14 protein-coding genes are annotated in these 12801 nt (G+C 68.6%); 6 read left to right on the top strand and 8 right to left on the bottom strand.

What is annotated here, in order from left to right; genetic code table 11:
• Positions 1 to 23 precede the first annotated feature (23 nt).
• The 5 genes from ON38_RS21960 to ON38_RS21980 all read left to right on the top strand — a co-directional run bounded on the left by ON38_RS21960 (position 24) and on the right by ON38_RS21980 (position 4830).
• Positions 24 to 1238: an FAD-dependent monooxygenase gene (locus tag ON38_RS21960; protein ID WP_245564153.1), complete on the top strand. Its 1215-nt coding sequence runs from the start codon at positions 24 to 26 to the stop codon at positions 1236 to 1238.
• A 38-nt stretch (positions 1239 to 1276) separates the two neighbouring features.
• Positions 1277 to 1714, top strand: a complete 438-nt coding sequence (locus ON38_RS21965; protein WP_039826814.1) for a DUF6640 family protein — start codon at positions 1277 to 1279, stop codon at positions 1712 to 1714.
• Between the two features lie 206 nt (positions 1715 to 1920).
• On the top strand, positions 1921 to 2961 hold the full coding sequence (locus tag ON38_RS21970; protein ID WP_039826815.1) for an NAD(P)-dependent alcohol dehydrogenase: 1041 nt from the start codon (positions 1921 to 1923) through the stop codon (positions 2959 to 2961).
• Positions 2962 to 3203: 242 nt separating this feature from the next.
• A complete protein-coding gene (locus tag ON38_RS21975; protein ID WP_039826816.1) occupies positions 3204 to 4001 on the top strand; it encodes a mycofactocin-coupled SDR family oxidoreductase in 798 nt (265 codons plus the stop codon).
• 1 nt (position 4002) lies between these two features.
• Positions 4003 to 4830 carry a mycofactocin-coupled SDR family oxidoreductase gene (locus ON38_RS21980; protein WP_039826817.1) on the top strand — a complete coding sequence of 276 codons (828 nt, stop codon included), beginning with the start codon at positions 4003 to 4005 and terminating at the stop codon, positions 4828 to 4830.
• A 115-nt stretch (positions 4831 to 4945) separates the two neighbouring features.
• Here ON38_RS21980 and ON38_RS21985 read toward each other — a convergent pair whose 3' ends face one another.
• Together ON38_RS21985 and ON38_RS38230 are read right to left on the bottom strand one after the other, a co-directional pair.
• Positions 4946 to 5248 (bottom strand): hypothetical protein, encoded by a 303-nt coding sequence (locus ON38_RS21985; RefSeq protein WP_039826818.1) that lies wholly within the window; start codon positions 5246 to 5248, stop codon positions 4946 to 4948.
• Positions 5245 to 5589, bottom strand: coding sequence for a MarR family transcriptional regulator (locus tag ON38_RS38230; RefSeq protein WP_083873005.1), 345 nt, complete (start codon positions 5587 to 5589; stop codon positions 5245 to 5247). Before ON38_RS38230 ends, ON38_RS21985 begins: the two co-directional genes overlap by 4 nt.
• A 100-nt stretch (positions 5590 to 5689) precedes the next feature.
• Between ON38_RS38230 and ON38_RS21990 the strand changes: the two genes are divergently transcribed.
• Entirely contained in the window at positions 5690 to 7045 is a 1356-nt protein-coding gene (locus tag ON38_RS21990; RefSeq protein ID WP_039826819.1) for an NsdA family TPR-like regulatory protein, read from the top strand.
• Here the strand turns inward: ON38_RS21990 and ON38_RS21995 are convergent.
• The 6 genes from ON38_RS21995 to ON38_RS22020 all read right to left on the bottom strand — a co-directional run bounded on the left by ON38_RS21995 (position 7032) and on the right by ON38_RS22020 (position 12655).
• Complete coding sequence (locus ON38_RS21995) at positions 7032 to 7565, bottom strand: NUDIX hydrolase (RefSeq protein WP_039826820.1); 534 nt, start codon at positions 7563 to 7565, stop codon at positions 7032 to 7034. The genes ON38_RS21990 and ON38_RS21995 overlap by 14 nt on opposite strands.
• Before the next feature lie 196 nt (positions 7566 to 7761).
• Complete coding sequence (locus tag ON38_RS22000) at positions 7762 to 8625, bottom strand: alpha/beta fold hydrolase (protein ID WP_039826821.1); 864 nt, start codon at positions 8623 to 8625, stop codon at positions 7762 to 7764.
• 100 nt (positions 8626 to 8725) lie between these two features.
• On the bottom strand, positions 8726 to 8983 hold the full coding sequence (locus ON38_RS22005) for a hypothetical protein (RefSeq protein WP_039826871.1): 258 nt from the start codon (positions 8981 to 8983) through the stop codon (positions 8726 to 8728).
• 2 nt (positions 8984 to 8985) lie between these two features.
• Positions 8986 to 10650 (bottom strand): FAD-binding protein, encoded by a 1665-nt coding sequence (locus ON38_RS22010; RefSeq protein ID WP_085995469.1) that lies wholly within the window; start codon positions 10648 to 10650, stop codon positions 8986 to 8988.
• A 29-nt stretch (positions 10651 to 10679) separates the two neighbouring features.
• A complete protein-coding gene (locus ON38_RS22015) occupies positions 10680 to 11051 on the bottom strand; it encodes a nuclear transport factor 2 family protein (protein WP_039826873.1) in 372 nt (123 codons plus the stop codon).
• Between the two features lie 68 nt (positions 11052 to 11119).
• On the bottom strand, positions 11120 to 12655 hold the full coding sequence (locus tag ON38_RS22020) for an FAD-binding protein (RefSeq protein ID WP_039826822.1): 1536 nt from the start codon (positions 12653 to 12655) through the stop codon (positions 11120 to 11122).
• Positions 12656 to 12801 lie beyond the last annotated feature (146 nt).

Genomic DNA, 12801 nt, shown 5'->3' on the forward strand with positions numbered 1-12801 from the left:
GGAGTTGGCATGGAGCGTTGGTGGTGGGTGCTTCCGGTGGGTGCGCTGGTCACGACGGCGGTGTGGTGGCGCCGATCCAGATCCGCGAGGACGCGGGGCGGTCCCGGGTCGGCCTGCGATCGCGGGGGCCGGAAATGAAGGCGCTCGTCGTGGGCGGCGGTATCGGCGGGCTGGCGGCCGCGGTGGCGTTCCATCGGCGTGGCTGGCAGGTCGAGGTGCTCGAACGCGCGCCGGAGATCACCGAAGTCGGGGCGGGACTGTCGATTCAACCCAACGGGCTGCGCGCCCTGGACACGCTCGGCCTCGGCGACCCCCTGCGCACCGGCGGAGCGGCCGGACCGCCGCGAGGTATTCGCCGCGCCGACGGTGCCTGGTTGATCCGCAATGACACCGAAGAACTCGAACGGCGCTTCGGCCCGTGGGCGATCGTGCACCGGGCCGCCCTGGTGGAGATTCTGCGCGGAGCCCTTCCCGCACAGGCCTTGCGACCGGGAACCACCGTGCGGCAGGTGCTACCCGATGGCACAGTCCACCACGACAGCTGCACCGCCACCGCGGATCTCGTGATCGGCGCCGACGGCGTGCACAGCGTGACCCGGTGCGCGCTCTGGCCGCGGGCCGCCGGCCCACGCTACGTGGGATACACCACCTGGCGCCTGCTCACCGCGCCCCACGCTGTCGATGGCAGCGTCGAGATATGGGGCAGGGGCGAACGAGTCGGCTACGTCCCCCTGCCGGACGGCCGTATCTACTGCTATCTGATGGCCAACGCCCCGGCCGGATCACGTATCGGGCCGGACCGGCTGCGCGAGCGGTTCGCCCACTGGCCCGACCCCGTCCCGGCACTACTCGATGCCGCACACCCGGATGCCGTCCTGCAGCACGACACCTACGAGCTACCGAATCTGCGTACCTACATCCGCGGGAAGGTCGCGATCCTCGGGGACGCGGCACACGCCATGGCCCCGAACCTCGGCCAGGGCGCCTGCCAAGCACTCGAGGACGCCGTCACGCTCGCCACGGCCGTGGATACCCACGGCATCGCCGCGGGGTTGGCGGAATACGACCGCCTGCGCAGGCCTCGCACCCAGATGATCGCCCGGCTCTCCCGCCGGGTCGGCGCGCCCGCGCACTGGAACTCGGCACTGGCGACCGCGCTACGCGACACCGCGCTCCCGCTCCTGCCCAGCGCACTGTTCGGCCGTTCGATCACGCCCGCCTATTCCTGGACGCTCTGATTCACCCGACTCGCTCCCGAGGACGAAAGGTCCGATCGATGTCATTGCCTCGCCTCGTGGTCGCCGTCGTAGCGACGATCACGATGGTCGGCGCCGTACTCGCCGACCTGATCATCCCCGACCTGGCCGCACAGCACGCCTTCAATCCGAATTGGCCGCCACACGCGAAATTCCACGACGCCCAATACATGGTGATGACGGTGCTCCTCGGCATCATCGGCCTGACGCTCACCCTGCGCCCGGGCCGCGACACGCGCGGCCGCACGCTGTGCGCGGCAGCAGTCGTGGCCACCCCGTGGCTCGGGATGGCCGGTGCGCTGCTGTTCCCCGATGCCGCGACCTATGACCCCGAGTTCGCCGATCGGACTGTTTTCGTCCTCGGCGTGCACGGGCAGGTCTTCCTGGCGCTGATCCTGCTCACCGCCCTGATCGCCGCGATCGCGGTGTCGTGGCGGGGTGCGGACTCGACCCGGTAGCCGACGGACCCCGCGCCGACGCCGACTCCACCGCCTCGCTCGGGGCAGTGCGGAGGACGGCGAGCAGCTCGACCGGCCCGGCCGGAGGCGCGAATGCCCCCGGTTCCGTGCGCCCCGGCTAGCCTGGTCGCAGTTGCTGTATCCGCACGTTCGCTCACCGCTCCACCAGTACGCACCCAGTCGCTCGGCTCAGAGAGGACAGGCGCATGAAGGCACTGCAATACGTGACCGTCGGGGCAGAACCGGAGGTCCGCGAAATCCCGACCCCCGAGCCGGGCCCCGGCGAGGTACTGCTGCGGGTGACCGCGGCGGGGGTCTGTCATTCCGACGATTTCGTCATGAACAACCCGCCGGAACAGTTCGGTATCGAACTGCCCCTGACCCTGGGCCACGAGGGCGCCGGGCAGGTCACCGCGCTGGGGGAAGGCGTGCGCGGTATCGATATCGGCACGAATGTCGTGGTCTACGGCCCCTGGGGCTGCGGAAACTGCTGGTTCTGCGCCCAGGGTATGGAGAATTACTGTTCCCGGGCCGCCGAACTGGGCATCATGCCGCCGGGACTCGGCTCACCGGGCGCCATCGCCGAATACCTGATCGTCGATTCACCCCGTCATCTGGTGCCGATCGGCGATCTCGACCCGGTGGCGACCGTACCGCTCACCGATGCCGGCCTGACCCCCTATCACGCGATCAAACGGTCGCTGGACAAGATCCGCCCCGGCTCGTGGACTGTGGTGATCGGTAGTGGCGGGCTCGGCCACGTGGCCATCCAGCTGCTGCGGTATCTGTCCTCCACACGCATCATCGCCCTCGACGTGAACGACGAGAAACTCGAATTCGCCAGGTCGGTGGGTGCGCACGAGGCCGTGCTCTCCGATGAACGGGCCGCCGAGAACGTCCGCAAGATCACCGGCCCGGCCGGGGCGAGCCTGGTCCTGGATTTCGTGGGCTTCCAGCCGACCATCGATACCGCCATGGCGGTGGCCGGGGTGGATTCCGATGTGACCATCGTCGGTATCGGCGACGGAAAGTCGGCCGCGCGGATCGGTTTCGGGGTCAGCCCGTACGAAACGACCGCGACCTCACCGTATTGGGGTGCCCGGGCCGAACTGATCGAACTGATCGATCTCGCGCACGCCGGAGTCCTGGATATCGCGACCGAACGGTTCCGCCTCGACGAGGCACCCGAGGCGTATCGCCGGCTCGCCGCCGGGACACTGCGCGGCCGGGCGGTCGTCGTACCCTGAAATCGGCCCCGGCCCCCCAGGCCGGTAATCCCGACCGGCGGCGCGGAGCTCGCGCACCACGACCAGACGGGCGGCACACCGCTCCGGACCCGATAGTGGATGCCGGATATACCGGGCGACGCCGTTCCCGCCCAGCGGGAGCTGCCTCGGTCACGGCCCGGTGACCGGGAGAAACGCGGGCGCGGAGCATTCGGCGGACCTAGCGTCGCCCGCATGGATGCGGAATGTGCCGGAGGCGCCCGATGAAGCGCCTACAGAACCGGGTAGCGGTGGTGACCGGGGCAGCGGGCGGAATGGGCCGCGCCCATTGCCGCCGGCTGGCCGAGGAGGGCGCCGATATCATCGCGCTCGATCTCGCGGAGAATACGGCCGACCTGGTCGCGGTGGCCGAGGAGGTGGAGGGCCTCGGTCGCCGGTGCGTCACCGGTTTCGCCGATGTCCGTGATCCGCTGGCGGTCGAGGAAGCCGTCAATACCGGGGTGACCCAGCTCGGCCGGCTGGATGTGATCGTCGCCAATGCCGGGGTGTACGCGGATCTGGCGCCGTCCTGGGAACTGGCCGACGATGCCTGGCAGCGTGCCCTCGATATCAATCTCACCGGCGTCTGGCACACCATCCGGGCGGGGGCCGCCCATCTGGACGCGGGCGCTTCGATCGTGATCGTCGGGTCGACGAACGGCATCAAGGGCGGCGCCGGCGCCGCGCACTACTCGGCGAGCAAACACGCGGTGGTGGGTCTGGCGCGGACGCTGGCCAACGAGCTGGGCGCACAGGGCATCCGGGTGAACACCGTGCATCCGGGTTCGGTGGCGACCCCGATGATCCTGAACGACGACGTCTACGCGAAAGTACTGCCCGGGCAACCGAATCCGACCCGCGACGACGCGGCGCGCGTTCTGGCGGAACGGACGATCCTGCCGGTGCCCTGGGTGGAGCCGGTGGATATCAGCAACGCGGTGTTGTTCCTCGCGTCCGACGAGTCCCGGTACATCACCGGCACCCAGCTCGTCGTGGACGCCGGACTTACTCAGAAGGTGTGACATGGGACGGGTTTCGGGCAAAGTAGCGCTGGTCACCGGCGCGGCACGGGGTATCGGGCGGGCCCAGGCGGTGCGGCTGGCGGAGGAGGGCGCCGATATCGTCGCGCTGGATCTGTGCGGTCCGGTGGAGACGGTGATCATCCCCCCGGCGACACCGGAAGACCTCGAGCAGACCGTGCGGGCTGTCGAGAAGACCGGGGCGCGGGTTGTGGCCGCCACCGCCGATGTCCGCGACGGCGCGGCGCTGCGGGCGGCCGCCGACCGGGCGGTGGACGAACTCGGCGGCCTGGACGTGGTGTGCGCGACGGCCGGCATCACCTCCAGCGCACCCGGTCTGCAGCTGACCGAGGAGCAGTGGCGGACGATGCTGGACGTCAACCTGACCGGTGTCTGGCAGACCTGCAAGGCCACCGCCCCGCATCTCATCGCCCGCGGCGGTGGATCGATGATCCTGACCAGTTCGATCGCCGGGCTGGTCGGGCTCGTCGGTGTGGCCCACTACACGGCGGCCAAACACGGTGTGGTCGGACTGATGCGCTCGCTCGCGCAGGAGTTGGCGCCGCACGGGATCCGGGTGAACTCGGTACACCCGACCAATGTGGACACCCCGATGATCCAGAACGATATGGTCCGCCGCTCGTTCCGCCCAGATCGGGAGAACCCGACCCGCGAGGAATTCGCGGAGGCCGCGCTGACCATGAATATGCTGCCGATCCCGTGGGTGGAGCCGGTCGATATCGCGAACGCGTCGCTGTTCCTGGCGTCGGAGGAGGCCCGCTACATCACCGCGGTGACACTGCCGGTCGACGCGGGCAGCACCCAGCGATAGCCGGTCGGCGCACCGCCTGTCCGCGCGCCCGTCAGTCAGGGCCACCAGATCGTCGCCGCGATTACCAGCAGAGGTAGCCCGATCGTGATCACGAAACCAGCCACGACCACAGCGTTCACGGCGCCACCTGCACGTACGCCCAGCGGGCGAAGCTGAGGCGCGGGACCACGGTTTCTACATCGGCCACGTCCATCACCGCGTTGAGTTCGAGTGGGCCGAGGTGTTCGGGTGTCGGCAGAATCACCAGATCAGCCCCGGCATTGCGCACCTGATCGACCACACGTAGCACCGACCGTTCACTGGGCCATACAAGGTGGTATCCGAGTCGCTCGGCGAGATGGCGTATTCGGTCGCGTTCCCGTCCGGGTGCGTAACTGATGTCGTAGTCGATCCAGCCGAGCGCGATCGAATGGTTCATGACGCCGCTTCGTCGGCAGGAATGCCCAGCGCTGTTCCACCGCGAGGTTTCCGCGCCCAGCGATGGGCAAGCGGCGTCGTTTGCCACGCCGTGCGACGCAGGCCGACGCCGCCGACCAGAAGTCCGGCGGCCTCGAGTGTGTGGACGGCGCGGCGGACGGTATGCACTCGTATGCCAGTCGCAGAGGCGAGTTGCTCGACAGTCAACTGTGAGCCACGGAGCAGGATGCCCAGTATTTGCACCTGACGGGTGTGCAGAGACCGAGGGGCCTCGGAAATGAACATATACGCCACCTGGTGTTGAGAGGTCGGTTCGATGCTCCAGCTCATCGCACAATGCATCGGCGAATAAGGCGTGCGGGCCGGGCAGATGTGTGCAGGGGAGGTGTGCAGAGGGAGCCGACCGTCGTCATCGGCGCAGTAGCCGTGCCACACTCCGGTGATGGAACGTCACCCCAAGCAGCCGAATCATCAGTTGGCGGAGTTGCTCGACGAAGCCCGGGTGAGCCGTAAAGGTCTGGCACGCCGCGTCATTGAGCGGGGCTTGGGTATCGGTGTCGAACTCCGCTATGACCACACTTCGGTAGGCCGATGGCTGGTCGGTGAGCAACCGACCCCACCCGCGCCGAACTTGATTGCGGAGGTCTTCACCGAACTATGTGGTCGTCGCGTCACGGCGCGCGAATGCGGTATGGCCGAGGGAGATTCGGCGGACCTGGGACTGGAGTTCGCGTTGAGCCTCACGGAGGCGACCGCCTCGGTAACCGCGTTGTGGAGGAGTGATGTGGAGCGTCGCCGGTTCTTGGAGGGGGCGGCATACGCGGTCGCGGTCTATCCGGTTGCGAGCATGCGCTGGCTGACTCTGCCAGGTCGCGAGCATCCGGTCTCATCGACCGGCCTGCGCCGTGTCGGAGTGGCTGATATCGATGCCCTGCGGACCATGACCATCGCGTTCCGCGACCTCGACAACCAGGTCGGGGGAGGCAAAGTTCGCTCAACGGTCGTGCATTACCTGCACACGTCGGTCGCTCCGCTGCTGCGCGGTAGCTATACCGAAGATGTCGGCCGCCGCTTGTTCACTGTGACGGCCGAGCTGACGAAGCTGGCGGGCTGGGCCGCCTACGATCTCGAGGAACACGGTCTCGCGCAGCGGTATCTGATCCAGTCCCTCCGGATGGCGCGCGCCGCCGGAGACCCGGCGTTGGGCGCGGAGATCCTTGCGGCGATGAGTCACCAGGCCACCTATGTCGGCCGCCCTGGCGATGCGGTCGATCTCGCACGGGCGGCGCAGATCGCAGCCCGTACGGCCGGGCTGCCCGTGTTGGAAGCAGGGTGTCACATGGTGGAAGCCCACGGGCACGCCGCCCGTTCCGACGCTCGGTCCTGTGGGAGTTCGTTGAACGCGGCCGAGGGTGCTTTCGACCGCGGCGGTTCCAGCCGTCCTACGTGGCTGGCCTACCTCGACTCGGCGTACATGTCGGCCAAGGCCGGACAGTGCTTCCGCGATCTCGGTGAGAACGATCGTGCGGCGGTGCTGGCGCGGCGATCACTCGACATGAGCGACGGGTACCAGCGGGGAAAAGTGTTCAACCTGTGCTTACTCGCATCGACCCTGGTTTCCGAGGATCCGCACGAGGCGGTCCGGATCGGTACACAAGCGCTCGAACTCGCCGGAGCGGTGGAGTCCCGCAGAACACATGCCTATCTTCGAGACGTTCGAGCGCGGCTCGCCCCGCACCGCGAGATACCGGCAGTCGAGGAGTTCCGCCGACGGGTGGCCACCGCTAGGACAGTGTGAGTGCCCTGTACACGCCCACTACGGTCGCCGCGCCAACGATCTCGCCACGGTCGATCATCTGCACTGCTTCGTCGAGCGGTACCCACCCGATCGTTTCGGCCTCGTTGATATCCGGTCGGGTGTCGGTGAGGTCGGCGCCGCGGGCGAAATAGATCTCCTGGGGATGATCGAGGGTGCCGACTGCGGGTTGATAGGTCACGAGGTGCTGCATTGTGCGCGGACGCCACCCGGTCTCTTCTTCGACCTCGCGGGCTGCCGCGTTGGCGACGTCTTCGGCGTGATCGACATACCCGCCGGGCAACTCCCACACCCACTGGTTGATGATCCACCGGTGGCGGTACATCAGCAGTACCTCGCGGTTGTCGTTGAGTACCAGCGTCATCGCACACCGCGGCATCCGTGCGACGTACTGGGTGAACTCCACCCCATCGGGCAAACGAATGTCGGCTGTCGACAGCCTGATGTGCCGGTTCTCGTCGACCAAGCGCTCACCGAGGATCTTCCACTGGGTATCGCTCACATGCTCGACGGTAGTGGAACCGTATGCGCATGATGCGCTGACTACCGTTGAACGGGCCCGGCCGACTCACCGAAGGGCGCAGCAGGCGCCTGACCTCGGAGAAAGAGATGCCGCGTACCGACGCGATCACCGACGGCCCGGCGCCCGGCCGTGTCTCCACCGCCGGATTCCGTTCGCCGCAGACACCCCCGGCGCCTCAGTCCTTACGGGTCAGGAAGGCCATGACCGTGGATTCGAAGGCCGCCTTCTGCTCGATCATCGCCCAGTGGCCGCAATCCGGGAAAACATGCAATTCGGCGCGCGGGATGGTGCGCATCGGCAGCAGGGCCATATCCAGGGGGCTCACCCGGTCGTCACGGCCCCAGGTCACCAGGGTCGGTGCTTTCACCTTGTGCAGCAGCGCCCACGGCGGCGGAGTATCCGCGGCGTCCATGGCACGCACCATCGCGGTGAACGCGGCCCGGCTGTACATCCGGCGGGCGCTGTCCAGGGTGGCCGGATCGGTGGCCTGGGCCCAACGTTCCTCGATCATCTCCTCGGTGACCAGGGCCGGGTCGTACACCATCGAATGCAGCCAGGCGATCAGCCGTTCCCGGGTGGGGTTCTCGGTGAAGTCCTGGAGCAGCCGGATGCCCTCTCCCGGACCGGGGCTGAAGATGTTCTTGCCGATACCGCCGATGGTCACGATCTTGCCGACCCGGTCGGGGTGGGCGATCGCGTAGTTGAGCGCGACCCCACCGCCCATCGAGTTGCCGACGATATCGACCCGGTCGAGTCCGAGCGCGTCGACGAAGCGGACCACCGCGTCCAGGGCGGTGATCATCGGGTGCCCGCCGAAATCGTCGCTGACGCCGAACCCGGGGAACTCCAGGATGAGTGTCCGGAACCGTTCGGCGAAGAAATCGAGATTGCCGCGGAAGTTCCGCCAGCCGGTGACCCCGGGGCCGGAACCGTGCAACAGCAGCAGCGGCGTCCCGGAGCCGGCTTCGTAATACCGCAGCACCCCGGCGTCGGTCTGTATCTCCCGCAACTCGTGCTCGGTGCTGGAAACCGATGTCATCGTCAACCCTCCATCTCGGCGTACTTCCGTCGACCACGCTGCCAGGTGCGCGGCGACCGCTCACCCGGCATTCCCGGTGAGCGGGCGCCGGGTCACCGGGTCAGCCGAGGCGGCCCGGTACGGGTTCCCGGCGGCGTTCGTCGGTGGAAAGTTCGCCTTCGGCGACGGCCCGTTCGATGGAATCGCGCAGTGCCGGGCAGGTGGGGATCCATTTGCTGTGCTCGCCCAGGGCCGCCCGGCGGGCGAATTCGGGGCAGGCGGATTCGGCGTCGTCCAGCCATTGCACGCTGGTGTGGCTGGGGCTGAACTTCTCCACCAGCACTCGGTTACCGCAGTTGGCGCACTGTACGGGCTGCACGATCACTCCTTCGTCGCGGCGTGGCGGGCGGCGATGTAGCCGAACACCATGGCGGGTCCGATGGTGGCGCCGGCGCCCGCATAGTCGGTGCCCATGACCGCGGCGGAGGTGTTGCCCGTCGCGTACAGGCCGGTGATCACGGAACCGTCGGCGCGCAGGACCTGCGCGTTCTCGTTGTACACCAGACCACCCTTGGTACCGAGGTCACCGATACGGATTCGCAACGCGTAGAACGGCGCGCGATCGAGTACGTCGAGGGTGGGCTGCGGGAGCGTCGGGTCGCCGTAGTAGTTGTCGTAGGCGCTCTCGCCGCGCCCGTGATCGGTATCGCGGCCGGAGCGCGCGGCGTCGTTGTACCGGCGCACGGTCGCCTCCAGGGCGGCGGCGGGCACGCCGATCGCGTCCGCCAGTGCGCCGACGGTTTCCGCGCTGCGCACCAGCCCCGAGGACAGCCAGTCCGCCGGGAACTTCTGCCCCGGCATGATCCCGCCGATCGGATAGCGGTTCTTGGCTCTGCCGTCGAACACCAGCCACGCCGGGTCGTGACCGCCGGCCAGCTGCGCGTGCACGAAGGTGACGTAGGGGGCGGCCTCGTTGGTGAACCGGGCGCCGGCGGCGTTCACGATGATCGACCGGGGTATGGACCGTTCCGACACCAGGACCTGGTTGATCCCGTCGGGCCGCTGGAACGAGGGCATCCACCAGGCGTCGTCCATCAGATCGACCGCGGCGCCGACGCGTTCCCCGGCCACGATCCCGTCCCCGGTGTTGTCGGCGGAGGCGGCGCTGAAATTGTCGCGGGCCCCGGCGGGCAGATGCTGTTTGCGCAGCGCCTGGTTGTATTCGAAACCGCCGGTCGCGAGCAGCACTCCGGCCCGGGCCCGGATCCTTATCTCCCGGCCGCCGCGTTCGGCCACCACACCCAGCACCGCACCTGTCTCGTCGGTGATCAGTGACCGCATCGCGGTGTTCAACCACAGCGGGACCCCGGCGTCGCGCAGCGCGAGGCGCAGGCGGGCGATCAGGGCGCGGCCGAGAGTGTCCATATGCCGTCGCAGCACTACGGCTTTCACTGCCCGTAAACCGGTGAGCAGCGCGGTCCAGCGGGCCTTCCAGGTGCGGGTCACCATGTTCAGCTGGACGAAATCTTTGGAAGTGATGAACAACCCGGGCGGGGTGGCGAGCGCGGCCGGGCGCAGGTAGGGCTCGTCGTCGCCGAGTGCGCGCAGGTCCACCGGCAGCGGTTCGATCGACCGGCCGGCCGGACGCCCGCCGGGGGCTTCCGGGTGGTAGTCGGAATATCCGGTGCACCACTGGAAACGCAGGTGCGGGCCGCTGTTCTCCAGGAAGTCCAGCATGGCCGGGCCCTGGTCGATGAACGCGTCCAGATTGGCCGAGGGCACCCGGTCGCCGACCACCGCGTCCAGGTAGGCGCGCACGTCGGCGCGGGAATCGCCCAGACCCTCGCGCAGCAGCACCGGGTTGTTCGGTACCCAGATCCCGCCGCCGGACAGCGCTGTGCTGCCGCCGTAGTAGCCGGCCTTCTCGATGACCAGGGTGTCCGCGCCCCGGTCCGCGGCGGCCAAGGCGCCGGTCAGGCCGCCGGCGCCGCTGCCCACGACCAGGAAACCCACTTCGTGATCCCAGTGCTGTTCGGTAGGGGACACGGATATCTCTTTTCTCGTTGCGGTCGAACTCAGCCGAAGCTGATGTCCTCGGCCGACCAGAACGCGCGCATACTCGTGATCCGCGCGTGCTCGTCGAAGGTCATGACGTCGATGGGTTCGACGGTGATGGTCTGCTCCCCGGTCTCGGTGACCACCCGGAAGCCGAACGCGGCGCTGTCGCCGCTCACCCGCAGGCTGAGCAGTTCGGTACTGCGACGCGCGGATTCGAGGCTTCCGTAGAACTTCTCGATGGCCGCGCGGCCGGTGTGCGAGGGACTGCCCACGGGGTCTTCCAGGGTGGCGTTCTCGTCGTAGAGGGCGGCGATATCGGCCGCGGTCCCGGTGGCCACGGCGTCGAGGTAGCGGTGCACGGCCGCGCGGATCTGCTCGGGTTCGGGCATCGGTTCGTTCCTGTTCTGATTCGGGCCGCGGGGTCCGGCCGGCACGGCACGGTTCGCGGCGGTCGGCGTCAACGGCCGAGGATGTCGAGTACGGCGAGGTGGGCGAACAGCATCGAGGCGCCGATCGGATTGCCGCCGCCGGGGTAGACGGTGCCGCTGACCGCGGCCATGGTGTTACCCGCGGCGTACAGGCCGGGGATCGGCGTCGCGTCGCGGTCCAGCACCCGGGCGGCGCGATCGGTTCGCAGACCGCCCTTGGTCCCGAGGTCGGACAGGCCGAAGGCGGCGGCGTGGAAGGGTCCCCGCTCGATCGGGACCAGCGGCAGCTCGCCCGCGGAGAAGGCCCGGTCGTAGGCCTCGTCACCGCGCCCGAAATCGGTATCGGCGCCCGCGGCCACCAGCGCGTTGTACCGCTGCACGGTTTCGACGAGGTTCGCCGCGGGGACACCGATGGCCGCGGCCAGCTCGTCGAGCGTCCCGGCGGTATGCCACAATCCGGCGGCCTCGTACTTCTCGGTCTCGACCATGGACACATTGGTGGCCTGCACCGGCGGCCTGACCCCGTCCCGGTCGTCGTAGATCATCCAGAACGGCAGGGTCAGCTCACCGGCGCGCAGCCGTTCGATGGCCGCCCGGCCGAGCCGGTCGTAGGGCGCGGATTCGTTGACGAACCGCTTACCGTCCTGGTCGACGAAGATCCCACCGGTGAACCACAGCGCGAAGGCCGACCGCCCGTCGGGGTGGGTGAGTCCGGGCGACCACCATGCCTGGTCCATCAGATCGGTATCGGCACCGGCCGCGATACCGGCCCGGTGCGCCTTCCCCTGGTTGCCGGGCGGGCCCATGGTGTCGCGGGCGGCGCCGGGCACCCCGTAGTGCCGTCGCATCTCGTCGTTGCCCTCGAACCCGCCCGCCGCCAGGATCACGCCGCGCCGGGCCCGGATCGCGATCGGTCCGTCGGGTCGTTCGATCCGCGCGCCGATCACCGCGCCGTCCTCGACGATCAACTCCGCGAGGGCCGCGTTGCGATACAGCCGGACGTCCGGATAGGCCACCAGGGCGCGCAGGAAACGGCCGATCAGTGCCTGCCCGCCGATCAGGAGTTCCGGCGGTTCGGCGCCGAGCCGGTCGGTGTCCAACGGGCCGCGCAGCTGGTCGCGCAGGTCGCCGAGTTCGGCGGCGGGCAGCGGTACCGGGACGATATGGCGCTCCCCATCCGTCCGCGCTTTCGGGGCCGCGCCGAAATAGTCCGGCCACGGATACATCTGGAATTCGAAACGCTCATCGCTTTCCAGGTATTCGATGAGGTCGCGACCGCGGCGCACATAGGTTTCCTGCAGCTCGGCCGGGGTGCGGTCGCCCACGACCGCGCGGAAATAGGTGAGCGCGTCATCGAGGGTGTCGTCGGTACCGGCGCGCTCCAGCACGGGATTGCACGGGAACCACACCCCGCCGCCCCCGGAATACGCGGTGGTACCACCGAATTTGTCGGTCGCTTCCACCACCGCGACCGACAACCCCTCCCGGGCCGCGGTGTATGCGCCGGCGAGTCCGCCGCCGGACCCCGCCACCAGCACATCCACTTCGTCGTCGAAGTCCACCACTGCTCCACCGCCTCCTCGCGCTGCCGGCTCCTGCCGAGGCCGACGGTAGGGCCGGTGCCCGGTGCGGGCGAACGTATCTCCCGGTGACCGGGAGAACCGGCGCGATCCGGTGAATGTGCCGGTCAGCGGGAGACGAGCGTCCCGCA

Origin of the sequence: Nocardia testacea NBRC 100365, from assembly GCF_000308775.1 — a bacterium.
In the GTDB taxonomy this organism is placed as follows: domain Bacteria; phylum Actinomycetota; class Actinomycetes; order Mycobacteriales; family Mycobacteriaceae; genus Nocardia; species Nocardia testacea.

Coding starts and splice junctions, on each gene's coding strand:
- ON38_RS22000 (WP_039826821.1), bottom strand. CDS start 8,625: ATGACATCGGTTTCCAGCACCGAGCACGAGTTGCGGGAGATACAGACC.
- ON38_RS21990 (WP_039826819.1), top strand. CDS start 5,690: ATGGAACGTCACCCCAAGCAGCCGAATCATCAGTTGGCGGAGTTGCTC.
- ON38_RS38230 (WP_083873005.1), bottom strand. CDS start 5,589: ATGCATTGTGCGATGAGCTGGAGCATCGAACCGACCTCTCAACACCAG.
- ON38_RS22015 (WP_039826873.1), bottom strand. CDS start 11,051: ATGCCCGAACCCGAGCAGATCCGCGCGGCCGTGCACCGCTACCTCGAC.
- ON38_RS21985 (WP_039826818.1), bottom strand. CDS start 5,248: ATGAACCATTCGATCGCGCTCGGCTGGATCGACTACGACATCAGTTAC.
- ON38_RS21965 (WP_039826814.1), top strand. CDS start 1,277: ATGTCATTGCCTCGCCTCGTGGTCGCCGTCGTAGCGACGATCACGATG.
- ON38_RS21975 (WP_039826816.1), top strand. CDS start 3,204: ATGAAGCGCCTACAGAACCGGGTAGCGGTGGTGACCGGGGCAGCGGGC.
- ON38_RS21980 (WP_039826817.1), top strand. CDS start 4,003: ATGGGACGGGTTTCGGGCAAAGTAGCGCTGGTCACCGGCGCGGCACGG.
- ON38_RS21970 (WP_039826815.1), top strand. CDS start 1,921: ATGAAGGCACTGCAATACGTGACCGTCGGGGCAGAACCGGAGGTCCGC.